This is a genomic window from Lacihabitans sp. CS3-21 (assembly GCF_024343675.1).
Lineage (GTDB): Bacteria > Bacteroidota > Bacteroidia > Cytophagales > Spirosomataceae > Leadbetterella.
Window position 1 is genome coordinate 120,314 of record NZ_RJUD01000113.1, and the last position, 26,015, is coordinate 146,328.

General features: G+C 37.0%; 29 protein-coding genes. 18 read left to right on the top strand and 11 right to left on the bottom strand.

What is annotated here, in order from left to right; translation table 11 throughout:
* Positions 1-37 precede the first annotated feature (37 nt).
* From EGI24_RS20385 to EGI24_RS20395, 3 genes are all read right to left on the bottom strand, one after another.
* Positions 38-451, bottom strand: a complete 414-nt coding sequence (locus EGI24_RS20385) for a LuxR C-terminal-related transcriptional regulator (protein WP_255050467.1) — start codon at positions 449-451, stop codon at positions 38-40.
* Between the two features lie 127 nt (positions 452-578).
* Positions 579-1,340 carry a rhamnogalacturonan acetylesterase gene (locus tag EGI24_RS20390; protein ID WP_255050468.1) on the bottom strand — a complete coding sequence of 254 codons (762 nt, stop codon included), beginning with the start codon at positions 1,338-1,340 and terminating at the stop codon, positions 579-581.
* A gap of 316 nt (positions 1,341-1,656) precedes the next feature.
* On the bottom strand, positions 1,657-2,967 hold the full coding sequence (locus tag EGI24_RS20395; protein WP_255050469.1) for a glycoside hydrolase family 28 protein: 1,311 nt from the start codon (positions 2,965-2,967) through the stop codon (positions 1,657-1,659).
* A gap of 193 nt (positions 2,968-3,160) precedes the next feature.
* Here EGI24_RS20395 and EGI24_RS20400 point away from each other — a divergent pair, with 193 nt between their 5' ends.
* Positions 3,161-4,177, top strand: coding sequence for an Ldh family oxidoreductase (locus EGI24_RS20400; protein ID WP_255050470.1), 1,017 nt, complete (start codon positions 3,161-3,163; stop codon positions 4,175-4,177).
* Positions 4,178-4,344: 167 nt separating this feature from the next.
* Positions 4,345-4,803, top strand: coding sequence for a hypothetical protein (locus tag EGI24_RS20405; RefSeq protein WP_255050471.1), 459 nt, complete (start codon positions 4,345-4,347; stop codon positions 4,801-4,803).
* A 127-nt stretch (positions 4,804-4,930) separates the two neighbouring features.
* On the opposite strand, the gene EGI24_RS20410 is transcribed toward EGI24_RS20405, so the two are convergent.
* Both EGI24_RS20410 and rhaM read right to left on the bottom strand, forming a co-directional pair.
* Positions 4,931-6,280, bottom strand: coding sequence for a glycoside hydrolase family 105 protein (locus EGI24_RS20410; protein WP_255050472.1), 1,350 nt, complete (start codon positions 6,278-6,280; stop codon positions 4,931-4,933).
* Positions 6,281-6,505: 225 nt separating this feature from the next.
* On the bottom strand, positions 6,506-6,820 hold the full coding sequence (rhaM, locus tag EGI24_RS20415; protein WP_255050473.1) for an L-rhamnose mutarotase: 315 nt from the start codon (positions 6,818-6,820) through the stop codon (positions 6,506-6,508).
* A gap of 180 nt (positions 6,821-7,000) precedes the next feature.
* Between rhaM and EGI24_RS20420 the strand changes: the two genes are divergently transcribed.
* Entirely contained in the window at positions 7,001-8,029 is a 1,029-nt protein-coding gene (locus EGI24_RS20420; RefSeq protein ID WP_255050474.1) for a GntR family transcriptional regulator, read from the top strand.
* 188 nt (positions 8,030-8,217) lie between these two features.
* Here the strand turns inward: EGI24_RS20420 and EGI24_RS20425 are convergent, their stop codons facing one another.
* From EGI24_RS20425 to EGI24_RS20445, 5 genes are all read right to left on the bottom strand, one after another.
* A complete protein-coding gene (locus EGI24_RS20425) occupies positions 8,218-10,119 on the bottom strand; it encodes a glycoside hydrolase family 88 protein (RefSeq protein ID WP_255050475.1) in 1,902 nt (633 codons plus the stop codon).
* Positions 10,120-10,222: 103 nt separating this feature from the next.
* A complete protein-coding gene (locus EGI24_RS20430; protein WP_255050476.1) occupies positions 10,223-10,549 on the bottom strand; it encodes a cupin domain-containing protein in 327 nt (108 codons plus the stop codon).
* A complete protein-coding gene (locus EGI24_RS20435) occupies positions 10,546-11,679 on the bottom strand; it encodes a S9 family peptidase (protein ID WP_255050477.1) in 1,134 nt (377 codons plus the stop codon). The genes EGI24_RS20430 and EGI24_RS20435 overlap by 4 nt, the downstream gene beginning before the upstream one ends.
* Positions 11,676-12,647 (bottom strand): alpha/beta hydrolase, encoded by a 972-nt coding sequence (locus EGI24_RS20440; RefSeq protein ID WP_255050478.1) that lies wholly within the window; start codon positions 12,645-12,647, stop codon positions 11,676-11,678. Before EGI24_RS20440 ends, EGI24_RS20435 begins: the two co-directional genes overlap by 4 nt.
* Before the next feature lie 103 nt (positions 12,648-12,750).
* The gene (locus EGI24_RS20445) at positions 12,751-13,323 is read right to left on the bottom strand and encodes a hypothetical protein (protein ID WP_255050479.1); all 573 of its coding nucleotides are present in this window, start codon (positions 13,321-13,323) and stop codon (positions 12,751-12,753) included.
* Between the two features lie 182 nt (positions 13,324-13,505).
* Here EGI24_RS20445 and EGI24_RS20450 point away from each other — a divergent pair, with 182 nt between their 5' ends.
* The 15 genes from EGI24_RS20450 (at position 13,506) to EGI24_RS20520 (ending at position 24,806) form a co-directional block, all read left to right on the top strand.
* A complete protein-coding gene (locus EGI24_RS20450) occupies positions 13,506-14,375 on the top strand; it encodes a UbiA family prenyltransferase (protein ID WP_255050480.1) in 870 nt (289 codons plus the stop codon).
* 86 nt (positions 14,376-14,461) lie between these two features.
* Positions 14,462-15,532, top strand: coding sequence for a type III polyketide synthase (locus EGI24_RS20455; protein WP_255050481.1), 1,071 nt, complete (start codon positions 14,462-14,464; stop codon positions 15,530-15,532).
* On the top strand, positions 15,529-16,185 hold the full coding sequence (locus EGI24_RS20460) for a class I SAM-dependent methyltransferase (protein WP_255050485.1): 657 nt from the start codon (positions 15,529-15,531) through the stop codon (positions 16,183-16,185). Before EGI24_RS20455 ends, EGI24_RS20460 begins: the two co-directional genes overlap by 4 nt.
* A complete protein-coding gene (locus EGI24_RS20465; RefSeq protein ID WP_255050486.1) occupies positions 16,182-17,315 on the top strand; it encodes an NAD(P)/FAD-dependent oxidoreductase in 1,134 nt (377 codons plus the stop codon). Before EGI24_RS20460 ends, EGI24_RS20465 begins: the two co-directional genes overlap by 4 nt.
* Before the next feature lie 70 nt (positions 17,316-17,385).
* Entirely contained in the window at positions 17,386-17,913 is a 528-nt protein-coding gene (locus EGI24_RS20470; protein WP_255050488.1) for a YceI family protein, read from the top strand.
* 17 nt (positions 17,914-17,930) lie between these two features.
* Positions 17,931-18,935 carry a hypothetical protein gene (locus tag EGI24_RS20475; protein WP_255050490.1) on the top strand — a complete coding sequence of 335 codons (1,005 nt, stop codon included), beginning with the start codon at positions 17,931-17,933 and terminating at the stop codon, positions 18,933-18,935.
* Positions 18,936-18,939: 4 nt separating this feature from the next.
* Positions 18,940-19,383, top strand: a complete 444-nt coding sequence (locus EGI24_RS20480) for a YHS domain-containing (seleno)protein (RefSeq protein ID WP_255050491.1) — start codon at positions 18,940-18,942, stop codon at positions 19,381-19,383.
* Between the two features lie 75 nt (positions 19,384-19,458).
* Complete coding sequence (locus EGI24_RS20485; protein ID WP_255050492.1) at positions 19,459-20,127, top strand: Crp/Fnr family transcriptional regulator; 669 nt, start codon at positions 19,459-19,461, stop codon at positions 20,125-20,127.
* Positions 20,128-20,228: 101 nt separating this feature from the next.
* Positions 20,229-20,687 carry a DM13 domain-containing protein gene (locus EGI24_RS20490; protein WP_255050493.1) on the top strand — a complete coding sequence of 153 codons (459 nt, stop codon included), beginning with the start codon at positions 20,229-20,231 and terminating at the stop codon, positions 20,685-20,687.
* 26 nt (positions 20,688-20,713) lie between these two features.
* Positions 20,714-21,412, top strand: a complete 699-nt coding sequence (locus EGI24_RS20495) for a hypothetical protein (RefSeq protein ID WP_255050494.1) — start codon at positions 20,714-20,716, stop codon at positions 21,410-21,412.
* A gap of 11 nt (positions 21,413-21,423) precedes the next feature.
* A complete protein-coding gene (locus EGI24_RS20500; protein ID WP_255050495.1) occupies positions 21,424-21,927 on the top strand; it encodes a hypothetical protein in 504 nt (167 codons plus the stop codon).
* Positions 21,915-22,631: an NRDE family protein gene (locus tag EGI24_RS20505; RefSeq protein ID WP_255050498.1), complete on the top strand. Its 717-nt coding sequence runs from the start codon at positions 21,915-21,917 to the stop codon at positions 22,629-22,631. Before EGI24_RS20500 ends, EGI24_RS20505 begins: the two co-directional genes overlap by 13 nt.
* Before the next feature lie 161 nt (positions 22,632-22,792).
* Positions 22,793-24,082 carry a voltage-gated chloride channel family protein gene (locus tag EGI24_RS20510; RefSeq protein ID WP_255050500.1) on the top strand — a complete coding sequence of 430 codons (1,290 nt, stop codon included), beginning with the start codon at positions 22,793-22,795 and terminating at the stop codon, positions 24,080-24,082.
* Positions 24,083-24,230: 148 nt separating this feature from the next.
* On the top strand, positions 24,231-24,431 hold the full coding sequence (locus tag EGI24_RS20515; protein WP_255050501.1) for a DUF4177 domain-containing protein: 201 nt from the start codon (positions 24,231-24,233) through the stop codon (positions 24,429-24,431).
* Between the two features lie 27 nt (positions 24,432-24,458).
* Positions 24,459-24,806: a HopJ type III effector protein gene (locus EGI24_RS20520; protein ID WP_255050502.1), complete on the top strand. Its 348-nt coding sequence runs from the start codon at positions 24,459-24,461 to the stop codon at positions 24,804-24,806.
* A 4-nt stretch (positions 24,807-24,810) separates the two neighbouring features.
* On the opposite strand, the gene uxuA is transcribed toward EGI24_RS20520, so the two are convergent.
* Entirely contained in the window at positions 24,811-25,998 is a 1,188-nt protein-coding gene (uxuA, locus tag EGI24_RS20525) for a mannonate dehydratase (RefSeq protein ID WP_255050504.1), read from the bottom strand.
* Between the last annotated feature and the right edge of the window lie 17 nt (positions 25,999-26,015).

Consider the following 26,015-nt stretch of genomic DNA (forward strand, 5'->3'; position numbering starts at 1 on the left):
TTTAACACTTTCATACTTTAGTATGAAATTACGTTTTTCATTCTAAAATTTCTAATTCTTTGGCTCTTATTAAAGCTTGAGTACGGTTTTTCACGTCTAGTTTTACAAAGAGATTGGAGCCATGGGTTTTTATGGTATGGATAGAAAGAAAAAGCTTATCGGCTATTTGTTGATTTGTGAAGCCTTGTGACATCAATTCAAGAACTTCCATTTCTCGTTGACTAAGTCCGAGCTCAGGTATCGCTACCATTTCTTTTCTTGCATTTTCCTTTTCCTGTTTCCTCTGCTGAAAATGGTACATCAGCCATGCTCCCAATACCATAAAAACTATGGATATTATTCCGGCATAAATTTCAAAGAGATGATTGAAAACCACAAAGCGGAGCTCTAACCATTTCAGTAGAAATAGCAAAATGGCCATCGAAACTCCGTAAAGAATGGTTGACTTCACATTAATTTGTTTTGTCAAAAATAGTTAGATTTTTGTTGATTTCTATACTTGTCAATGGCACGCTGATGACGTTGATCCTTCTTAAAGCGAATATCACTGATTTTTTTACTTAACTCGCCAAAACATACTATTTTAAAAACTTTTTCAGTTTTGTTTTTTTAGTATTTCTAATTCCATTGACTACATTTTCGGCATTTAATTTGGCACCAGTTAGGTTGGTGTGAACATTATCTTTTGGAGTGAAATATCGCTTTTTGGTTTCGTTAAATCCCAGTTTATCGTAGAAAACGGCTGACAATTCATGCAAGTCTATGAAATGAGCATGGGTATTTTCAGCGACTTGTTTTGTCCATTTTGGGTAATATTCCTCTTGGCGTTTCACCTTACCATTTTCAAACTTATTGAAAGGCACCTGCGAGCATACAAACACATCTACACCTTTCGCTTTGGCTTCATTTACATATTTGCTCATATACCAACCAAAACTATGCACTACTTCATATTTTTTCGTTATCAAATTATCAATTTCAACAGAATCCAAACCAATTCCCTTTATAGTCCCTCTGGCTCTTATGGTATCGTTTATCGCCCAGTCGTCGTTATGCCCAAACTGTATAATCAAAAAATCTCCCTTCTTCATCTTTTTCAAAATCGGCTCCCAGCGGCCATCTGTCAGGAAAGTTCGGCTGCTTCTGCCGCCTATCGCATGGTTTTCGATATGGATTTTAGTAGAATCAAAATACTGCCCGATGAGGCTTCCCCAGCCCCACATATCATTTTCACCCTTACCTTGACCAGCTTTTACGGTGCTATCGCCGATGAGGTAGAGGGTGGGTTTGGGTTTTGGGGTGAAGCTGAAAAGTGCTAAAATTATTATTAGGTATTTCATTATTTGGTGAGTTGAATTTTCACAATTCATTAATAAAAAACAAAAGTAGAATTTTTCCGCCTCAAATCTAAAGAGATTAAAAATTACTAATTAAGCAAAAATATGACTGATGTTCATAAACATAAATAGGCTCGATTGAAACTAGGGAGGACAAAATGCTCGGTTAGAATATATTTAGAAGAGCTCATCGAAGTCCCTTGTTCCACCTTCTAATATTAATTAAGTCTTTCAGATATAAAATGAGTTCTAGATTTTCAAAAGTAAAGAAACATTATTTATTCTAAATGAATATTTTATTACATAAAAACCAAAGATTTCACCTCACCCTCTCTCCATTCACCAACACATTTTTCAAAGAAAAACCTTTAACAATGCTTTTGTCTATTTCCGCTTTTTTGGTTTTGATGATTAGATTTTTGAAGGCGAAGTTGGAGAGTTTGTCATACTCGGTAATGGCTACGTCAAACATTATATTGCAATCCATGTCTATGTTTTTGAGGCTGATGTGGTCGGAGTAGGATAGCGGCACATCTTTGCGTCCTTTGAGGTCGAAAAACTGCGTCCATGGTTTTACATATATCAAGCTATGGGCTTTGCCTCTCACGTTTTCTACGCTTATGTACTCATACATTTGTGGCGTATCAGGCCGCATTTTGAGCCAGAGTACACGCATGGCTTCGTTGACTGTGCAGTTTCGCATGATGATATTTTTATTGTGTATGGCCTCGCTGCCGCAGGTCAATGCCGCATGACAAAACCCAAATTCACAGTCTTCTATCAAGATATTCGCATTGCCGCCATTGTTGGGGTCGGTGTCGGCATAAGGGCCTTTGCCCCCTTTGAGTGCTATGGCATCGTCGTTTACGGCCATATAGCAGCCCTTTATCAATATATTGGTGCAGGCGTCAAGGTCTATGGCATCGGTACTTGGTGCTTTTATGGGTTCATGAGGCGAAAATATGTGCAAATCCATGATTTTGACATTGTTGCATTTATAATAATGACTCGTCCAAAAGCCCGAATTGTGCAGTTTTACGTCTTGCACTTGTACATTATCACTGTTCCATACAAACACCAGACGTGGTCGAGAGACTTCGAGATTGGTGCAGTTGGGGTTTTCTTTGCGTCGTTGCCAAAATGCCTTCCAATAGTTAAGTCCGTTGCCATCTATTGTACCTTTTCCCGAAATCGTGAAGCCATCCACACCATAAGCATTTACCAAAGCAGGGAAATAATCAATGCTTTGACCTTCCATACGCGAGGGCATTATGGGATAATCAGTTATATTATCTGAGCCTTTAAGTTTTGCATTTTCAGACACATAAAGATGCGTTTTGGGTTTGAAAAATAAAGCTCCAGAAAGAAAAGTACCTGTTGGAATTACCACCACACCGCCTGTTTCAGCAGCTTTATTAATAACGGCCTGTAAGGCAACCGTTTGCACCAAAGTGCTGTCATTTTTTACGCCATGTTCAGTGATTATATACTGTTGTCCAAGGTTTTCGAGTTTTGTTTTGGTAAAATCACTAAACCAAGGAAACATTTTTGAGCCATCTGGAAATCGGTTTTTTTGAGCATTTGCACAAAAAAACAGGACTGTAAAGATTAACGTAAGGATGTTTTTCATTAATAGAAATCAATTGTTATTCAAAAATACAAAATCTGAAACGGATTTCGTGTACTGCGGTTGTGGGTGGTTATACTGAATTTTCACTAGTCAATTAAATATAAAATGAGAAATGAATCAATATCAAGGAAATAAGAATTGGATTTTTAAATCAAGACATAAATTTCAATCTTTGCAATACTATTCAATAATTATGCAAAATACTACTCTAGAATACCCCGAATTATTATCAAAGCTTACTTTGGCTTTTCAATCCAAAGGCCTAGATTTTGAAAAAGCAGACTCTACTGCCAGGATATTGCTGGAAGGTGAATTGCTCGGCCATACGACTCATGGCTTGGCTTTGGTAAAACCTTATTTAGACGAGTTGGAGTCAGGACAAATGGAAAAATCTGGGACCTACGAAGTGATAAATAAAACCGATACCGCAGAAACTTGGAATGGAAGATATTTACCTGGAATTTGGCTTACAGAAAAAGCCATTGAAAAAGCCTCTGAAATAGCCAAAAATATGGGAATCGGAACGGTGGTGATTCAAAAATCGCATCATATTGCATGCTTGGCGGCATTTTTAGAAAAAATAGCTAGACAAAACTTAATGGTCATCATAGCCTGCTCCGATCCTCGAAACAAGACTGTGGCCCCGTTTGGCGGAAAGATTCCTGTGTATTCGCCAAATCCGCTAGCTTTGGGGATTCCGACCGAAACCGACCCCATTCTTATTGATGTTAGCATGTCCACAACAGCAAATGCTGTCGTAAATCGTGCTGCCAAAAACAATGAAAAATTGGGTGGTGAATGGCTTTTACAATCAGATGGAACAGCAACCAACGACCCACAAACCTTTTTTCAAAATCCCCCTTCGTCACTTTTACCTCTTGGGGGTTTGGACTTGGGCTATAAAGGGTTTGCGTTGGGCATAATGATAGAAGCCATGACCAGTGCATTAGGTGGCTTTGGCAGAAGTGATAGTCCAGAACGTTGGGGTGCCTCGGTTTTTGTGCAAGTTATCGACCCCAGCAAATTTTCAGGGGAAAGTTACTTTCTTAAAGAAATGGAATTCTTTAAAAATCAATGTTTGGCAAGTATGCCTCTTAATACCAAAAATCCTGTAAGAATGCCAGGAGAAAAAGGTTTAGAAAGAAAAAAATGGAACCTGGCAAATGGAATTAAAATTAGTGATGAATTGGCAAATTTAATTTCAATTTAAGTTTCTACAATTCACAAAGTATTGATTTTTATATTTTTGTGTAATTTGTGATAATTTAAAATTGGCTTTTTGTACTTTTCTAATAGCCAAAGTTTAAGGGAAATTTAACTGGGTTTCTAAACCTAATAATTCGTGTAAACGTAATTTTGGAAAAACAATCTGAAATTATGAAACAACTAATTATTCTTTTTCTACTTATAAGTTTTTCGACAACCGCTCAATACAAATATGCTTTTGGAGCAAGATTTGACGGTAGTCCCGGCATCACTTTCAAAATCAACAACGGCAAAAAAGCATCCTTAGAAGGACTTTTGAATAGCTTTGGGAATGGAGCCAAAGCAACATTGCTCGCCGAATGGCATCAAAAGGCATTTTCGACAGGGCAATGGAGATGGTACTATGGCGTGGGCGGTCATGCAGGAACGGCAAATCGTTACAGAAACCGTTACTACTATGACAATTATGTGCAGGTCGGTGCTGACGGAATTTTGGGACTTGAACACACTTTCTCCGAAATCCCACTCAACCTCAGTGTAGATTGGAAACCCGAACTCAACTTTTTCAATGACGCAGGTCTATATGTGACTAATCTAGGTTTTTCGGCAAGATTTACTTTGAAGAAGTAAACGAAAATACCGATTTTTTTATACATTGAAAATAGGCATAAAGTGAGAAAACGCTCTATGCCTATAGTTTTTCTGGCGACAATAAAAATCTATGCTCTCTATGTGTCTATTTGTTTAAAATAAAAAATCACTTCTTCAATTGCACCGAACTATCATTTATCTCAAACTTGCTGTTATTCAACAAGTTAATAATCTCTGATGCTGCATAAATGGTAGGTCCATACCCATGTGCAGCGAAAGGACTTACTGGTCGGTGGTAATAAAAAGCTGGGTCAAATCCCATACCTGTTCCCACACAAGTACCTTCCACTTGACCTTTTTCATTGATTTTTGTAGAAACCGCATTCCAGCCTAACATCACCATGGGCGAATAAGCCATTTTATCTATCCAGCCTTTATTTATAGCGTGGGCTATGCAATACGTATAAATGGCGGTGGCCGAAGTTTCCAAATAAGAGTCTTCTTTGTCCAATAATTGATGCCAGAAACCTGATCCTGATTGATATTTTGCTAAACCTCTGATATGATCTTTCAGCATTTTAAGAATAATCGGTCTTCCGGGATGATTTTCGGGCAAAACATCCAAAACCTCAATTTTAGTTAAAATCGCCCAACCGTTAGCTCTTGCCCAATGAAATTGCGGATGCTCAGCCATACCTTGAATCCAGCCATGCATATACACCCCTTTTTCATTATTAAACATCTTACTATGAAACAATTGAATCTGCTTTACGGCTTCGTCGAAATATTTTTTTTCTCCTGTAAACTTACCCATGTTGGCTAATGCAGGAACGCCCATAAACATATCATCAAGCCAAAGTGCATCCGCTTGCGGACGCATTCGAGCCAAAGTTCCATCCTTTAAACGATGCTCTTTTTTCATGATATAATCAATGTGCGTATCTATCAAAAGTTGGGCATCAAGGCTTTCTCCTGCCATTTTTGTTTTCAGAATAGCCGTACACATGGCACCACAATCGTCGAGGGCTTTCGGAGCTATTAATCCTCTCAGTGGGCCGGCAGTTGCCCAGTCGGCATGTTCTTCTGAGGTCTTTTTAAAATACGGTGCTGCATTGGAGATGAATTTAAGTCTATCAATTGAATATTTCTTATACTTATCGTCTCCAGTAGCTTTTGCAGCGGCCAACATGGCAGCATATGTTACGCCCCATTCGTAACTAACAATTCTGTAATCCCCTTTTTTAAGTGCGGTAGTGGAGCTAATTTTCGATAAGTCAGTGATTTCTTCACCAGTTTTGGTGTCCACAAAGGCCGTTGGAGTTACGTTATTTAAATATTCATAAATTCTGTTCAAAGAAGACTTTACATCTTCAACTTTCGGTATCCCATAAGGAACTGGATAATCAGGTTGTAACAAGTGCAGCGGTGTGTTACTATCGTTGGCATTGGTTACGTTGCGTTGAGCAAATACGTTTACAGTTATAAATAAGGCTGTAATTAATAATTTAATTTTCATTTTTTATGTTTTCGAAAAAATTGTTTTGTTCTCTATTGTTCTGAGAAAAATGTTTGACGAATACAAGGTCATTTTAATTTTCTCTATTTTTTCATGCATGGTTATTCGGATTTTACCCTTTCCGGGTTATGAAAACTTAAGGTTTATTAAATCTTTCGTTATCAGTCTTTTTTACTGAATTGAATCTTGTAACTTAGTACTCAAAACTCGGTTCTCGGAACTCAATCATCCCATATAAAACACATCCTTCAAACTTACACTAACAGGCGAATTGTCGGGGTTGGTTTCCATAATATCTGCCATGTATGCCCACCATTTTTTCATGACTTCGGTTTTAGGGAGTTCATCCATTTGGGTTTCGTCTTCCACACTCAAAACCCCAAATAGGCTGAGCGTTTCTTCATCTAAAAAAATGGAATAATCTGAAATACCGTGTTCATGAAGCAAATCGACCAATTCGGGCCAGATTTCATCGTGACGTTTTTTATATTCCTCTACTTTTCCGGGGAAAAGCTTCATTTTGAAGGCAAGTTTTTTCATTCAGGTTTTGTTTTCAAAGGCAATTTAACGGATATAAAGCAATATCCATGTCCTGCACTCCTATGTTTTGGTACAAGAATTTACGGAATCGATTGCGGTAGAAAAATGAAAACAGTGCAGGAGACATACATCCAAAAATAATGGTTAATTTGTGATAGATTTAATGTTAATTGACTTTAGATGAAGAAATCAGAGAATCTAAATAGGGTATTATCTATCAACGAAAAGGACAAAACGCCTAAGTATAAGCAAATTGTAAATGCCATCGTAAATGACATAGAACGCGGTTATTATAAAAAAAATGACCAATTAATGTCCATAACCGAGCTCAGCATTGAACATTTGCTCTCGAGAGATACTGTGGAAAAAGCCTACCGAGAACTTAAAAGATTGGGATTTATTGAGTCGGTTCATGGAAAAGGATATTTTGTTAAGGCCAACAGAGAAAATAAGATGCGGGTCCTGCTGGTTATGAACAAAATGAGTTCATACAAAAAACTGATATACTATGCTTTACTGAAAGGTCTAGGTGAAAACAGCATTGTAGACTTGCAAATCCACAACTATTCAGCAGATTCATTTGAAGATATTATAGATAGAAATTTAGGAAAATACAACTTCTATGTGGTGATGCCACATTTTTTAGAAAGCAAGGAGGTTTACTTGCCAGTTTTAAACAAAATACCAAAGACAGAGTTGCTCCTACTGGATAAATACGTACACGAACTAAAAGATGTACCCACCATTTATCAAGACTTTGAACAAGATATTTTTTCTGCTTTTGAGAAAAACTTATCTAAAATAAAAAATTACAAAAAGCTGTATTTGATATTTCCCGACGACAACAATTATCCAGCCGAAATCATGAAAGGCTTCAGGACTTTTTGTGCGTACAACAACCTCTCAGCCAAAGTTTTCTCATCTGCCGAAGCAGCCTTGGCAGATCATGAAAACAATGTTCTTTATGTGGTTATTGAAGAATACGACCTCGCTGAGCTGATAAAATATGCAAAAAAGAAAGAGCTTGTTTTGGGTAGAGATTTGGGCATAATTTCATTCAATGAAACCACTTTGAAAGAGGTTTTAGACATAACCGTGATCACCACCGACTTTGAGGCCATGGGCCGAAGAGCCGCTGAAGTGGTTTTGCAGAAGATTTTTGTTTCGGAGAAAAATCCGTTTTATTTGATAAACAGAGGGTCGGCTTAGTCTGGTTTCGATTATTCGCTTATTTTTTTGTTTCCTACAAAACACATTTTAGAACTATAGAAACACGGATTTTTCGGATTTGCCACAGATAATAATGGTTAATACTATATAGCTGCACTTCATATTTACTTTGACCTATATGTCAGAATCCGTGTCATATCTGTCCTAATCCGTGTTCCAACTAAACATTACTTACTCAAAACCCACTTAGCTAGGTCTTTAGCAGCCTGGTAGTTTTGATATTCTTTCGGTATCCTTCGTCCGTCTACATATTCATTGTATAACCAGGGATCACCGATGACAAAAACTCGACCTTTACCAAAATTGGTTGCGGACATTATTACATCTCCACCTTCTTCTATAACTGGATAGGCCTTTCCGCTTAGTTGAAGCGTAACCAATTCTTTCACATAAACTTTTTGGGTATTCTTGAAGATTGGGTTGCCGACAGGAATATCCACCAAACCTTGGTGCCATTGGGTGCCTTGTACCATATTGCGGCTTTTTCCTGTAAATGCTATTCCGAAAGACTTCGACAATTCATTGAATTTTGGAATCTCGCAATTGGCTGTATCATTGGCCATTAGCACCAAGGTACCACCTGCGTTTACCCAATTTCTGATATTTTCTATCGAAGTTTTATCCATAAAATTTGGAGCAGTGGTTTCTTTCTTTGTATCCGGGTCAACGATGATATAGACATTTTGCCCTTTCAAATTGATGGCCGTTGGTTTGTCTTTTATTGCAGTAAGCTTAGCCCCATAGTTTTTGAAAACATCTCCCCACCACAAGAATCCCGAATGAAAAGTATCTTCCCAAGTATAATGAAATTGCTCGTTCTGACCATTCCAATCCTTTCTGAATTCTCTATTGAAATAATAATCTAAAGCCACTTTTTTGCCTTTTCCGATATTATTTTCTTCCATAATCTCCATCTCGGTACTCGCAAAAATGAACGGACCTACACCTTTCAAATCGTTTTTACGAAGGGGCTCACTCAAGTAATATTCGTAAGTGCCATCTCTATAGGGGTTTCCACCTAAACCGCCCACCGAAACTGTTTTTTGAAATGCCAAGCCGCCGTCCGCTTCTTTTTCAACAAATTCTTTCAAAATACCTGCATAGCCTTTTTTGGCATTGGTTTTAAAAACAGGACTGATGTAACCTAATCGAGCTGCTTTGGCTAAAGTATAAACAAACATACATGAAGACGATGCTTCCAAATAGTTGCCCTTTTTACCAGCCAAAGCTGTCATTTGATACCAAACACCTGATTTTGGGTCTTGATATTTCGCCAAAACCGGTGCTAATCTTTGTAAATATTTAATAAGCTTGGGTCTTTCGGGATGATTTTCTGGGAAATAATCGAGTACTTCTACCAAAGCCATTCCATACCAACCAATGGCTCTACTCCAAAAATGTGGAGAAAGTCCAGTTTTTTTATCGGCCCATTTTTCGCTTTTAGACTCGTCATAACCATGGTAAATCAATCCTGTTTTTGGGTCAACCATGTATTTCTCGACCATTTCAAATTGTTTAGCGATGTGATTAAAATGCTCAGTATGATTAAATACTTTGGCATATTCCGCAGAAAACGGTTCCGCCATAAAAAGGCCATCCAGCCAAATTTGAAAGGGATAACGTTGTTTATGCCAATAAGCCCCTTCTTTGGTTCTAGGCTGGTTTTCAAGCTGATGCCAAAGCACATCTGCCGCTTTTTTAAATTTATCTTTTCCAGGTTGTGTTTGTTGGTAGAGCATCAGTAAGCCTCTACCTGAATTGATATTATCTAGATTATAATCCTCTGTTTTGTAAGTTTTTATACTGCCATCTTCGGCCACAAAACGGTTCATATCGGCCAAAATATAATCGTAATATTTGGTATCAGCGGTTCTTCGCCATACTTTTTCGATGGCTTTGAGCATCAAACCTTGCTCATAATCCCAAGTCGATTTCACGCGTGGTTTCACAACAATAGAATCAGGATACCAGGCAATAAATGAATCAGCCATCTGTTGTGAATAAGGTTTCTGGGCATTTCCAGATATTGAAAAACAAAAGAACGAAATGTATAAAATGTATTTTTTCATTGTTTATTAATTATCGCCAAGACGCAATGACGCCAAGCTTTATTTTCTAAATTCTTTGTGCTACTCTGTGGTAAACTTTGTGCTTCTCTGTGGTAGAAAACTCTCAAAGAAAATCCTCTCTCAACGGATGAAAAACATCTATCAACTCACCGTCTTCAAGACAAACTGCCCCATGCTCCAAGTCGCTTGGCACAAAATACACATCTCCACCTTTTAGCGTTTTGGTTTTTCCGTCGATGGTTATATCGAATTTCCCACTGGCCACATAACTCGCCTGCGTATGTGGATGACTATGCATAGCACCAATTCCTCCAGCCTCAAAAGCCACTTTTACAACCATCATTTGGTCGTCATAAGCCATCACTTTGCGTTTTATTCCGCCGCCAAGCTCAATCCATTCTACTTCTTTGTCTTCTACTAATGTGTTCATTTAATGGTTTTTAATAAACTTATTATTGCGTCATTGCCTTTCAATGCGTTGGTTGGTAATGGATTTTGAGCATTGAAAACTGTCAAATCTTCCTTTGGCAAAACTGGACTTTTTGTTTCATCTGCCATATTGAGGTCTAAGCCTAAATTTTTAGCTAGAAAATCGTAGGCAGCTTTACGTTTTGAAGGGCCATAATCATGTTTTTCAAGTGGTAAATGTACATTTTCAACATTGCTTTTAGCATCAAAAAATGAATAGATTCTTTGAATATGAGGAAACTCCAAATCAGGAGTAAACTTCGTCCAATCGTCACCATCTGATACCAAGAGCATAGGTTTTGGAGCGAAACAAGCGGCTATTTCAACATTGGTAGTTGCGTGGTCAGGCCTTACATGAATCGGCATTCCACTTTCACAAGTACATCCACCAAAGAAATAATTGGAGACCATCACCACAGGTACTGAAACCGCCACCCGATTATCCAAAGCTGCCAAAATAAAGGTCTGGGTTCCTCCGCCTGACTCACCCGATACCGCAATTTTGGTTTTGTCTACTTCTGGCTGTTGGCTCAAAAAGTCAAGTGATCGAATGCTATTGATAATCTGTATTTTTAGGGCTGGGGCTATTTTATGCTCACATTGCTGCATATCTCCATAACCAATCATGTCATAGGTAAAAACCACTGCCCCCATTCTGGCCATTGTTGCACAACGTTTTTGTGTAGCTTCTCCAAATCTTGGATCTTTCCCATGGCCATGTGGTGCCAGGACCGCGGGTATCTTTCCAGAAACATTGAGTGGTTTATACAGATTCCCAGAAACATAAACTCCTGGAAGACTTTCAAAAAATACATTTTCAATGGTGTATCCATCCATATTTTTTTTTGAATGAATAGTCGCATTTATTTTCTTATTGGGCTTTATGGTTTTTACTTCAGCACCTTCTATTATACCTTTTTTTATAGCTTTTGCTTTTTTTTGCCAATCAGATTTGGAGTTGTATAGTGATGCCAAATGCTCCATTTCTACCTTCGATTGTTCAGGGGTAAAAAACGCACCTTGTCGCAATTGAACTTGAGCAAAAGCAATTTCAAAAGTGAACAAAAAAAACAAAAGTGTTAAATTTCTCATTGCTTTAAGGTTTTTATTAAAAACTTGTCCATAAGATCTATGGTGGGCAAAAACCATTCATCTAACATGCAAAAGGTATGAGGAGCTTTAAAAGTATGAACCTCAGAATAAATGCCGAAAGTATTTAGTTTTTGTATAAAATCTTCTCTCCCAGCATGCATTCGTTCCTGGGAGCTATTGATAAAAAGTATAGGAGGATCTAAAGCCGAAACATGGTTTAATGCACTGGCTTCGTTCCAAAGTTCAGGCTTTTCTGTTTTATTATATCCAAACCAATAGGTTGCTGCTGAGGTATTTCTACTATCATCTCCTTCACCAGATTCTGGATGGATATAGGCCAAAATTCCGTCAATATCTATCACTGAAGCTACTTTTGAACTTATGTTTTTAAACGTTTCGCTTCTGTCATAAAGCGTTTCGTCGTTTGTAGTGCCAATCAAAGCGGCCATTTGTCCACCTGCCGAAAAGCCAGCAAGAGCTATTTTTTCTGCGTTAATTCCCAATGATGCGGCGTTTGCTCTTGTCCATCTGATGGCAGTTTTTGCATCCACCACTGCAGCAGGATAGAGTGCGTGAGTTGAAAGTCTGTAAGAGGGTGTGATTACCACATAACCTTTGGATGCCAATACTTTGGCCATTTCGTGGTGATGGGTTTTATCACCAGATCGCCATCCTCCGCCGTGAATGATGATGAGACAAGGAGCATTTTGTTTGCTTTTAGGAGAAAAAACATCCAACATCAAGTTATTACCGTCTTCTGTGGTGTATTTGATATTTTCTTTAATATTAATATTTTTAAAATCTTTCGCAATCGCTAGTTTGGCATTCGGCGATTGAGAAAGTGCCCATTTTACAGCTTGATAATGAGTAAAAGAAGTGTCTGGTTTGTATGTCAATCCTTTTTTGCTTTGGGCAAAAACCGCATAGAAAGAGCAGAGTAAAAAAAACAAAAAGGCAGTTTTGTTCATTGGAAAAGGGTTGAACACTAAAATTACTCAAATAAAAATAATTTATTCCTTTTTGAATAGCCCGATTTCGAGAAAATTTATGGGAACGATTGCAGTGAAAAGTCTACAAATCAGTAATAATTTCGTTTGGCAATATTTTTTTTAACAAAGGATTTATTTTCTCCTCAATACCCAAAACCTTCCAATCGGTTAAACCTGCGGTTTTTAAGGCCAACATTTCTTTCTTTGCATAAACCTTGAATTTTTTATTCCCAGAATCAAAACTCACGTTCTCATCACCATACATTTGCTTGAAAATATTGGTAGTCATGGTGATTACTTCCTCACCGGGTGCTGGATTTTCGTCAGTTTCTACATATTTGAGTGTCATCACAAACGAATAACCCACTTTGGCATAAGTAACGGTATCAGCCGTTTTCAGTGGCGAAATTTCCAAGATTTTTGAATCCATCAACAGAATTTCGAGGTTCGGGTCATTCATAGACTCATCTAAAGTCTTCACCATCAAATCACGCGGATACAATTCAAAAAACTTGGGATACATATAATCCATCACTCTTTCGGAGTTTTTTGTTTCTACCACTTTAAGGTATTCGCTGAGAGTTTTTCGGAGGTCTGGTTGAGCAAAAACGGAAATTGAAAAGAAGAAAAAGAAGGCGAATGTTAGTTTTTTCATTTTGTGAAATTGTTTTTTTGTCAAAAATAAAAAATTTAACAGAAATAGTTCCATGACAATTTTAAGAATGAACCCAAATCAATCTTTTAATGGAAATCACCCTCTCGGAAATTGAATCTTTTTGAAACCAACAGCACCATATCACCGTATATCTTCCTAAATTACTTCGAAAAAAAACTTATATGACAAAAAAGGACATTTTCTTGCACCTTCGCTTTCCTTTTTCATTGTTTTTAATGCCTATCTATTGGCTGGCTATCAGCCAACAAGTAGAATCTGATTTTGTAAAAAATTTCTGGATATTTCTAATATTACACCTTTTGATATATCCCGCATCCAATGCCTTCAATAGCTATTTTGACAAAGACGAGGGCAGTATTGGTGGTCTTAAAAATCCGCCTAAAGTAGATATTAAACTTTGGTATGCTGCCAATGTTTTTGATGGTCTGGGTGTCATATTTGCCATAATTATGGTAGGTACTTGGTTTGGCATTTTGGTGATATTATATATTGCGGTGAGCAGGATGTACAGCCATCCAAAGTCTCGACTGAAAAAATATCCCTTTTTGAGTTGGGCAATTGTGGGCTTATTTCAGGGAGCCTTGGTATTTATGATGGTTTATACTTTTGGCCAAAATTTGACCATAAAAGACTTTTTTGAAGCAACAAATGTATCCAATGCTCCACTTTGGTTAGGCTCCTTATTTTCTGCTTTGATACTTTGGGCGGTTTACCCCATCACACAAGTATATCAGCACGCGGAAGATGCACGAAATGGCGACAGAACCATGAGTATGTTGCTCGGAATAAGAGGCACCTTTATATTTTGCATACTGTTTTTCTCTTTATCTATTATTAGCTCCTACTTTTTCTTGGAAGTCAAGCATTTCCAAAGATTCTTGATCTTCTGTATACCCATTGCCATTTTCATGAATTGGTGGTTTCTGAAAGTTTGGAAAGATGAAAGCATGGCCAACTTTAAATACACGATGATTCTCAACCTAATGGCTTCCGTGTTATTAAATATTTGTTTTCTGACCATGATATTCTAGCAATAAACAATTGCCCATTTTGAGTGTTTGTCTTTTAACCGACAAACCATTTTATTTTAAAATACAATTTTCGAGAAAAACTTTAAATGAGTAATATAACACACATAGGTACTTCGGTACCTTCACACAAAAACGAGCAAACAACCATACAACAGTTTATGCTCAAAATGAACGATGGAAGCTCATCAGACAAACGCAAAATAAGTTTAATGTATGCCCGCTCAGGAATAGAAACTCGCTATTCTGTCATTCCAGATTATAGTTGTGAGGCCTCAGAAAGAACTTTTTTCTCCAAAAACGAAGATTTGGAGCCTTTCCCGAGTATAGAAAAGCGAATGACTAAATACCAAGAAACGGCACTTCCTTTAGCCATGAAAGCGGTTGAAAACACTTTTGGAGGGTCGGAATTGCCCAAAGGAATTACACATTTGATTAGCGTTTCGTGCACTGGAATGTCAGCTCCAGGTTTGGATGTAGAATTGGTACAAGCCCTCAAACTTCCCACAGATATTCACCGCACTTCCGTAAATTTTATGGGTTGTTATGCCGCTATACATGCTCTAAAGCAGGCTAATGCTATTTGTAGAAGCGAAGAAAAAGCAAAGGTTTTAATAGTTTTGGTAGAACTTTGCACGCTTCATTTTCAGAAAGAAAATAAACTTGATTTTATTACTTCTAACCTACTGTTTGGTGATGGAGCAGCATGTTGTTTGGTCGAAAATTCGAACACAGGAATGCAAATGGAAGGTTTTTATTCAAAACTTTTCCTCGAAAGCCAAGAAAGTATGGGTTGGCACATCAGTTCGCATGGATTTTTGATGAGCCTTAAACAAGAAGTACCTACGCTGATAGAAGATAATATTGCGGATTTTGTAGCAACCAGTTTGAGTAGAAATAATATACAGAAAAACGAAATTCAAAATTGGGCGATTCATCCGGGTGGAAGAAAAATATTGGATGTGACAGCCAAGTCTTTGGGAATAGATTCGGATGCGATTTCAGAATCTTATCAGGTTCTAAAAAATTACGGAAATATGTCGTCCTGCACCTTGCTTTTTATTCTTGAAAAAATAAAAAAAGACAAATCTGGCCATACTTTTGTGGCGGGATTTGGCCCAGGCATAACCATGGAAAGCTTAATATTAAATAGTTTATGAAAAAAAGTCACCAAAAAGAATTGCTTGATGCAGACGAAATTCCTGAACCTGATTTAATTCAAAATCTGAAGGAGTTAAAATTCATTAATACTTTTTTGGGTGGCCATGATGTTATAAAAAAAGGATTAAAGAAATTTGGAAAAGAAAGCCATAAAATACTGGAAATCGGCTCAGGGGGCGGGGATAATTTAATGATGCTCAAAAAGCATTTTCCTGAAAATGAATATGCGGGTTTAGACATCAAAGAAGTTTGTATAACCTATAGCGAGTCGTTAGACTCACAGATAAACTGGATAAAAGAGGATTACAAAAAACATCAACCTGATAAGCCTTACGACCTGATATTCAATTCTTTATTTTGTCATCATTTTGATGATGATGCTCTTATCGAAATGTTGATTTGGATGAACAAAAATTCGAATAAAGGCTTTTTTATCGGAGATTTACACAGACACTGGTTGGCATATTATTCCATAAAATTCCTTACAAAACTATTCTCGAAATCTTATCTTGTAAAAAACGATGCACCACTAAGTGTCCAACGGGGATTTACCAAAAAAGAGTGGGTAATTTTACTCAAAAAAGCAGGAATTGAGAATTATAAAATCACTTGGTGTTGGGCGTTTAGGCATTTAATTATGGTAAATAAATGAAGAATCCCCAAACCTTCGATATAGCCATAACAGGCGGCGGATTGGCAGGTTTAAGTTTAGCCATTCTTCAAGCCAAAGCAGGCAAATCAGTCGTTTTGTTTGAGAAAAACTCCTATCCATTTCACCGAGTTTGTGGCGAATATGTCAGTTTGGAATCCTGGAATTTTCTCGAAAGTTTAGAATTGCCATTGAGCCAGATGCAACTTCCGATTATCAAAAACCTTCAAATCACTTCTCCATCAGGTACCTCTATCGAAGCTCCGCTTGACTTGGGCGGATTCGGAATAAGTCGGTATAAACTAGACTTTGAATTGGCTCAAATTGCCAAAAACTTGGGTGTAAAAGTCTTGGAAACCACTAAAGTAATTGACATCAAAAAAACTGAATCTCCGTATGAAGTCATTACCGAAAAAGAAGTTTATCATTGCAAAATGGCTGTTGGCAGTTTTGGTAAAAGATCCAACCTTGATGTGGATTGGAAACGGCCGTTTATAGAGAAAAACAGGACTTCGCTGAACCAATATGTGGGCGTAAAATACCATATTAAAACCGACTTTCACAAAGATAAAATAGCCCTTCACAACTTCTCTGATGGATATTGTGGCATTTCGGCCATTGAAGATGATTCATATTGCCTTTGTTACATGACCACCAAATCCAACCTTAAAAAAAGTGAAAATAGCATAGCTAATATGGAAGAGAAAATCCTTTCCAAAAATCCTTTTTTAGCGAATATTTTTAAAAATTGTGAGAAACTTTGGCCACAACCTGAAGTGATTTCTCAGATAAGTTTTGAGAAAAAAGGTCAATTCGAAAACGAAATTCCGCTTTTGGGCGATGCGTCAGGAATGATAGCTCCGCTTTGCGGAAATGGCATGAGCATGGCATTTCATGGTGCGTATCTTTTGCACAATATGCTTGAATCCGGAGAAAATATTAAAGAAGAATATCCAAAAAAATGGAAGGATAATTTCGCCACAAGGCTGCTAGTCGGAAGAACTGTCCAAAGGCTTTTCGGTAATCCCATTATGACTGACTTGCTAATAAAAGGCATGAAATTAACCCCGAGTTTGTTACAATTGATTATCAAAAACACGCATGGAAAGGACATTTTGGCGATAAATGAATAAATTCAGAATAAAGTAAGCCACCTGACATTCCAAATTCGCTATTCTCCACATCTTTGCAAAAAAACCAACAATGAAAAAATTTCTTTTTTACACGCTTTTCTTTTTTGCCAATTCGGCCATGGCTCAAAATTGGCAACCAACCACTAGTAGTGTGAGTTTTAAAATAAAAATGCTAGGTGTAAATATTGAAGGAACATTAAAAGGCATGAAAACAAGTCTAAAATTTGTTAGTAATGAACCCATATCCCTTTCAGCAACCATAGATGCCAAAAGCGTAAATACTTCTAATAGCCTCAGAGACAAACATCTAAAGGAAAAAGAGGAGTTTTTTCAGCCAGAGCTGTTTCCAGTTATCAGTATGAGCAGTGTTTCTATTCAAAAAACCGCAGATAGCAAATACTCAGGCGTATTTAGGGTAACCATAAAAAACGTTTCCAAAAACCTTAAAATACCTTTTAGCTTTAGTGAAGATGCCGGAAAAGGTATGCTAATTGCAGATTTTACATTAAACAGACAAGATTTCAAATTTGGAGGAGATACTCCGGGCATGGGCGACAACGTTAAAGTGTCCATTTTGCTTAATTTGGCAAAAAACTAATTTCAAATTTGTAGGATGTGAAACTGCTTTTTATTAAAATATTTAGATTTGAATTTTGGCCTTGGAAAGTATTTTACTTTCCATTGTTGCCTTATTATCTGTACTTAAGCCTAAAAAACAGAAGCCTCACATTTCCCTATATCGTAAATACCTCTTTGCGAAATGGTGGTTTTTTCGATGAAAACAAGCAGGAGATTCTCTCTAAGATTCCAGAAGAATTTTTGCCCAAAAGTATATATGTTCAGCCCAATACTGTATTTTTTGAAGTCCTAAAAAAAATAGAAGTAAATAACATAGGTTTTCCGCTCATAGCAAAGCCATTAAATGACCAAAGAGGCAAAGATGTAAGTATTATTTCAGGAGAAACAGAACTACTGCAATATTTTCAAAAAATAGGCAAAGACTTTGTTATTCAGGAGTTTATAACTTACCCAATAGAGCTTGCTATTCTTTATTCACGCATGCCCAATGAGCCAAAAGGTGTTGTGAGTTCCATCACTTTCAAAGAGTTTTTGACTGTAAGTGGCAACGGAAAAGACGATATAGAAACCATTTTGAGAAAAAATCCAAGAGCCGAAATGATTTGGGTGGATTTACAAAAAAACACCAAAACCGACTGGAAAAAAATACTCATAAAAGATGAAACACAGGTTATAGAAAAAATTGGGAACCATTGCAGAGGAACAATTTTCAGAAATGCTACAGAAATAGACAAAGCGAAAACAGCTGAAGTAACGGACAAAATTCTGAAAGAATTTGAAGGTTTCAACTATGGAAGATTCGACCTAAAAGTAAAATCAATTGCAGATTTGTATGAAGGGACAAACATAAAAGTACTCGAACTCAATGGCGTAAATGCCGATGCAGCCCACATTTTTGACCCAAACTACAAACTCCTGAAAGCCTACAAAGATGTTGCATGGCACTGGAAAAGACTGAGTGACATAGCTGGGTATAATTCAGACTTAGGTCATGAACCCTGTTCATTTAAAGCACTATGGAAAAGAATTAAAACAAACTAAAAACATGAATTTGCTTTTCACAAAAATAATTATCTGCTATCTTTTATTTCAAACTACAGTCTCGAAAACCAACTATCTACTAACCGATGGTTTTGTAGCTTCGGGATACGATGTAGTGAGTTATTTTAGCCAAAATCCAAAGCTAGGAAACAATGCCTTTATAGCTGAATACGAGCATGTTAAATTCAAATTTTCGTCTTTAGAAAACCTAAATATTTTCAAAAGCAACCCACTGAAATATATTCCTAAATACGGAGGATGGTGTGCCTACGCCATAGGTCTCAATGGCAGCAAAGTGACTGTTGAACCTAAAAATTATCGTATTTATAACAACGAACTTTTCCTTTTTTACAAAAAAAACCGAAACGATACGCTACAGGATTGGCTAAAAAACGAAAAAGAACTATACCAAAAAGCTGAAATTAATTGGCTAAAAAATAAAAAATAAGGAACAGCACAACCATTTAAAAGATACATACGTATATTTGTTAAGAATGAACTCTAACCTCTAAATCATAACATTTTGTACAGCTCTCAATACTGGTATCTGCAAAACCATTCGCTATTTAAACACCTAAACAACAGCGACTTAAACGAAATATGTTATATCGCAGCCTACAAAACCGTACGAAAAGGAGACATCATTTTTTTTTCAGAAGAAAACAATGGCAGAGTTTTTACACTCAAAAAAGGAAGTCTAAAAATTGTCAAAATTGACGTAGAAGGTAACGAGATTGTTAAAGATATTCTGAAAGTGGGCGATCTGTTTGGCTCACTTGACCTGATAGAATCCAATGAAGATGAATACGCAATTGTATTGTCCGACACCGCCACTTTTTGTAGTTTCAAGACCGCTGACTTTGAAAAATTCATTGAAAACAAACCCGAAGTAGCCGTAAAATACACTAAATGGATAGGTTTTTGGTTTAAAAGACTTGAAAATCGATATTCTAACATCATGTTTAAAGATGTAAAAACCAGACTACTGAACTTCCTAAAAGATATAGCCAAAGACCACCAAACCGACCCAGATGGATATGTCTCGCTTCCTAACTATCTGACACACCAAGACATTGCGAGTTTAATATGCAGCACCCGTCAAACCGTAACATCCTTATTGAATACGCTTAAATCTGAAGGAATAATCACATATTCGAGAAAAGAAATTAAAGTGAAAATTTCAGTTTTGTAACGCTGAAATAACTGGAAAAAGTCTTTTAGCCGACAAACACAATTGAAGAAGCATTATACTTTTGATTCAGTATTTTTCTGAAATAAAACCTATTGAAAATCATGAGAGTTCTAATGCTTTTTGCTTTGATTGCCCTAAGTAGTTGTAACAAATCTACCGAAATAGACCCGGCTGCGACCACTACACCAAACCCGACAGAAAATGGTGTTAATACCACGACAGAAAAGATGACAATGGATTTTTCTGGACAAAAATTACTTTTAGAAGGCAAGTTTGTGAATGGTGCCCATCCGACAAGTGGAACTGCTAAAATCTATGAAGCAAAAGATGGTAAAAGAACGCTGGTTTTTGAAAGTCTAAAATCAGACGCTGGCCCAGACCTCAGAATATATTTAGCTAACGACAAGGCTGTTACAAACTTTGTAGAACTGAGCAACAAAGTGGAAAACGGCAACAAAATGTACGATATTCCTGCTAAAGTTGATCTCAGCAAACAGAAATTTGTACTCATTTGGTGCAAACAATTTTCCGTACTTTTTGGTCACGCTGAACTGAAATAATCAAAATTTTAATCCAAAAAAACATTATGAAAAAATCAATTTCATTGCTATTGCTCTGCCTATTTTTTACAAAAACTTGGTCGCAAAGTCTCGATTTTGCGGTAGCCACTAAAAAAGAATTTGCACCTTCGGCCTCTTTTCAAAAAACGTACGACTTGGGAAAAAAGAAAAACTTTCAACTCGGCTGGGGAATAAGAGCCAACGGTTATTTCAGCGGAGAAAAAGAATATTTAACTGCACCGGCATTGTTGTCATCGGGAAAGCAAAGCTTGGCGGCATTTTTTACCGAATACAATCCCGCAAAAATAGACACCATCAATTTCTCCAAGTCCAGTTTGGTTTCTGTCAATGCTTTAATAATTCTTCAATATTCCTTTAAGAAATCGGCAATTGGTTTCAATATAGATGCCGTGGGATTTACTGTAGGCGGTGCACAAAGTGGAGTTTTCCGAGCAGCAGAATCTCCATCACTAAACAAAACCACCCAAATGGCCTCACCGACTCCAATAAATGTTTTGCTGATTTCTGACAGCGACAGAGGAAGTTTAAACTCTGAGTTATACTTTAAACAAACACTAAAAAACCAAAATGCTTTGAAATTTGGCCTTAGTTTTCAGTTTATGGAATACACTACGAAACAGTTACTTACATACGAAAATGACAGATTTAGACATAAATCTTTGATGCCATTTGTGGCTTATACCATAAACCTTAGAAAAAAATAAGCATGAATAATATGGTAAAATACCACCTGAATATATTTGCTGAAATAGAGAAAATATGCCGTCAATTGTCACACGACAAGTTTGTGGAAAAAATAGAATTACTAAGCGGAAGCTCTATTGGGCAACATATTAGACACATTGTGGAGTTCTACGTTTGTTTATTTTCAGATAAAGACTACGTAAACTACGATGAGCGAGAACGAAACCTATTGATAGAAAACTCGCCATTATATACCCTTGAGGTGTTAGGAATATTAAAAGATAAGGTACAAAATCTGGATTTCGAAAAAAACGTAATCTTTAAACAGTCGCTAAACGATGACAAAGTGTTTTTATCTACAAGCTATGCCCGTGAGCTAATTTATCTTGGTGAACACACCATTCACCATTTTGCTTTGATAAAAATAGGCATAACAGCTCTTTGTCCAGAACTCGACCTAGACCAAAATTTCGGGGTAGCTGACTCCACAATAAAATATCGATCAACCCAAACATCCACAAAATGTGCGTCTTAACTTATGTTCCAGTGGCTGAAAATGGCTTCATAGTAACCTCCAACCGAGACGAGAACATAGCTAGACCAAAAGCAAAACCACCGAAAAAAATAAAAATAAATGGCATAGAAGTATTTTGCCCAGTTGACCCAATATCGAAAGGAACTTGGATAGCAACCTCAACATGTTATACCATGGTGTTGCTGAATGGCGGATATAAAAAACATGAAGTAAAACCGAGTTACAGACAAAGCAGAGGGCAGGTAATATTAGAATTTACCAAATGGAATGACCCTGAAACCTTCCTAAATAACTTTGATTTCAATGGAATGGAACCCTTCACTTTGGTTCTTTTCAAAAATGAAAACAGGCAGAAAATTACAGAAATAAAGTGGTGTTCGGGCGAAAAATACATCACACATTTAAGCGGCGAATTACCTCTAATTTGGTCTTCGGCAACTCTTTACGACCAGCAAGCTATGAACAAAAGACAATCGTGGTTTATGGACCATTTATCAAAAAATCAGATGGAAATTTCAAGCGAAATCATTTTAGATTTTCACAATACTGGAGGAAAACAAGATTTAGAAAATAGTATAAAACTGAAAAGAAAAAACGGAATAGAAACCGTTTGCATTACACAAATAGAAATCTACCCAACCGCTAAATTCCTGTTTTACAACGATTTAGAAAACAACACCAGCAATAGATTTGTAATCTATTGAAAAGAATAACCTACTCAAAAATTTCGATTTTCCTAAAGCAGATATTTATAATTACCTTTGCCCACTAAACTTAAGAGACCGTTTTCTCTCTCAAATAATCGCTTCTTTTGAGCTTAAATACTTTGATAAAATAGAAAGCTGCCCAAATATTAGAAATATAGATGTCGGATAAAGATAAAATAGCGTCTAATATTTCAGGATTTTTCTCAAAATATCCTGCACTTCCCTATGTATTAAAATGGGCATTAATTTCGCTTCTCATCGGTACATTAGCGGGTTCTGCATCCGCTGGATTTCTGATTTCGCTTGATTATGTTACAAATTTACGAGAAGCAAACATTTGGTTGATTTCGCTTTTACCAGTAGCAGGTTTGGCGGTAGGATTAATGTATCAATACTTCGGAAAAGACGTTGAGGCAGGAAACAATCTGTTGATAGACAATATACATGAGCCAAAAGAAACCATCCCACTCAAAATGGCGGTTTTTGTGTATTTAGGAACCATAATTACACATCTTTTTGGTGGTTCGGCTGGTAGAGAAGGTACTGCTCTACAAATGGCGGGTTCATTAAGCGACCAACTCTCTAAACCTCTGAATTTAAGCAAAGAAGACAGAAAAGTCCTAATAATTTCAGCAATTGCGGCAGGTTTTGGTTCGGTATTCGGAACCCCTCTGGCTGGGGCTATCTTTGCTTTGGAGTTTCAGAAAACGGGCAAAATGAGATACAATGCCATTTTTCCAGCATTTTTTGCGGCTATATTGGCTGATTTAGTTACTAGTTTGTGGCAAGCAAAACATACCCATTATAGCATTTCTAATATTCCAGAGTTGGACTTCAAAACACTCCTATACAGTATTTTATCCGGCATTTGTTTCGGAATTTGTGCAGCAGCTTTTAGCAAATCCATACACAAAATTGGGCATTTATTCAGGTCCAAAATCTCATTTCCAGCTTTGCGACCATTTGTTGGTGGAATTATAGTAGCTGTTGCGGTTTGGTTAATTGGCTCTACCAAATATATTGGCTTAGGCATTCCTACTGTTCTTTTATCATTTAACGAAGCCTTACCTTATTATGATTTTGCAATTAAAATGGCTTTAACCATTCTGACTTTAGCGGCTGGTTTTAAAGGTGGTGAAGTTACGCCCTTATTTTTCATTGGAGCCACTTTAGGCAATGCTCTAGCCTACTTCATTCCGCTCCCGCTAGACCTATTGGCTGGTATGGGATTTGTATCTGTTTTTGCAGCTGCTACCAATACTCCTTTGGCCTGCCTTATGTTGGGTATAGAACTTTTTGGAGCAGATTCAGCTATTTACATAGCCGTCGCACTAGTTACAGCTTACCTATCTTCAGGTCATAACAGTATTTACACCAAACAAATAATAGGTAAAACCAAACATAAAAACTATAAACATCAAGAAGGTAAAAGTTTTCAGGAATTGTAAAATTTGAGCTAATTTTAAACTTAAAACTAATAAATTCTTTGTGCAACTTAGTGCAACCTTCGTGTACCTTTGTGCAATAGCTTAGTCACAATTTTCACTAGCGATTTCATCGAAAAAAACCTTTTAAATAATATCTAACACTATAAATATGAAAAAATACGAATACAAAGTAATCAAAACTACTCAAGAAGGCTTTTGGGACCCAAAAGTAAACGATGTAGATCTTACTTCAAAATTAAACGGCTTAGGTCAAGATGGATGGGAATTGGTTTCAGCAGTAGAAACCAATTCTTACCAAGGAAGTACAAAAGAAATAGTCTTGTTTTTCAAAAGAGAAACAACTTTTTAAACCAAATTTTTACAAAAAAAAGAAAAAATGACAGTAGCAGAATTAGTGCAAAAAATCAAAACTCAAGTAGAGAATATTCAGTTTTCAGAAATTATTGAGACAGTGGATGCCCATTACAATTTCACCCCAACGGCCTTTAAAAATGGAGAGACGATAAACGAGGCAAACCAAAACAATGGCTCTTGCAAAGTATTTTCTTTTGCGAAAAAACATTCCCTAACCCAAGAAGAAACACTTGCTTGCTTTGGCGATTATTACAGAAAAGACGTTTTAGAAAACCCAGAAAGCACTGACCATCAAAACATTAGAAATTTCATGAAATTTGGTTGGGATGGGATAGTTTTTGATGGAGAAGCATTGGGGGAGAAAAACTAATTTCTCACTCCTCCAAATTTCTACTTATGGCCAATTCCATTCCACGAATTTCGGCCAAACCTTTGAGTCTTCCTATGGCTGAATAGCCTGGATAGGTAGTTTTTTGTAAATCATCCAGCATTTGGTGGCCGTGGTCAGGTCGCATAGGTATTTGGGCATCGTCTTGCCCAATTCTGCGTTTTTCTTCTTTTATTATCTCAGAAATGACGCCGTACATGTCCACATCACCAGCCAAATGTGCGGCTTCATGAAATACCAAAGTGTCATATTCAGTTTCACGCTTGGTAGTTCGCAAATGCACGAAATGTATTCTATCCCCAAATTTTTGGGCCATTTTCACCAAATCATTGTCGGCTCTTACACCTAACGAACCTGTACAAAACGTTATACCATTGGCTCTTACATCCGAAGCATTCATCAGCATTTCTAAATCTTCTTCCGTACTCACTACTCTAGGCAATCCCAAAAGCGGAAAAGGAGGATCGTCGGGGTGAATACAAAGATTTATACCCAATTCCTGGGCATAAGGAGCTACTTGAGAGACAAAATAATGCAGATTTTCTCTTAATTGGTCCGCTCCTATTTCAGCATAATTATTCAAAAGTCCTTGGAAAGTTTCTAAATGAAAAGCTTCCATAGAACCGGGCAATCCAAGTAAAACTGTATTTTGAAGTTCGGCCTTTTCGGCATCACTCATGGCTTCAAATCTTAGTTTCGCAGCAACTTTCGTTTCCTCAGTGTAGGCATTTTCCGAGCCTGGCCTTTTAAGAATAAATAAATCGAACGCAGCAAAATCTATCCAAACAAATCGTAAAGCTTTGGCCCCATCGGGCATGGTATAGTCTAGTTTGGTACGTGACCAGTCCAATACCGGCATGAAATTATAGCAGACGGTTTTTATTCCGCACTTGGCCAAATTTTGCAATGAAAACTTATAATTCTCAATATATTTTTCTTTCGAAGGAAGTCCTTTTTTGATGTCTTCATGTACGGGCAGACTTTCTACCACCAACCATTTCAACTCAGAAAACTTATGGTTATCTTTTTCGATAATGGCGATTCTTTCTACAATTTGCTCTTCTGTCCAAACATCACCAACAGCTATCTGATGTAGTGCAGAAACTACACCTGAACAGCCGGACTGACGAATATCCATCAAACTTACGGGGTCGTTGGGACCAAACCAACGCATGGTATGTAACATATTTT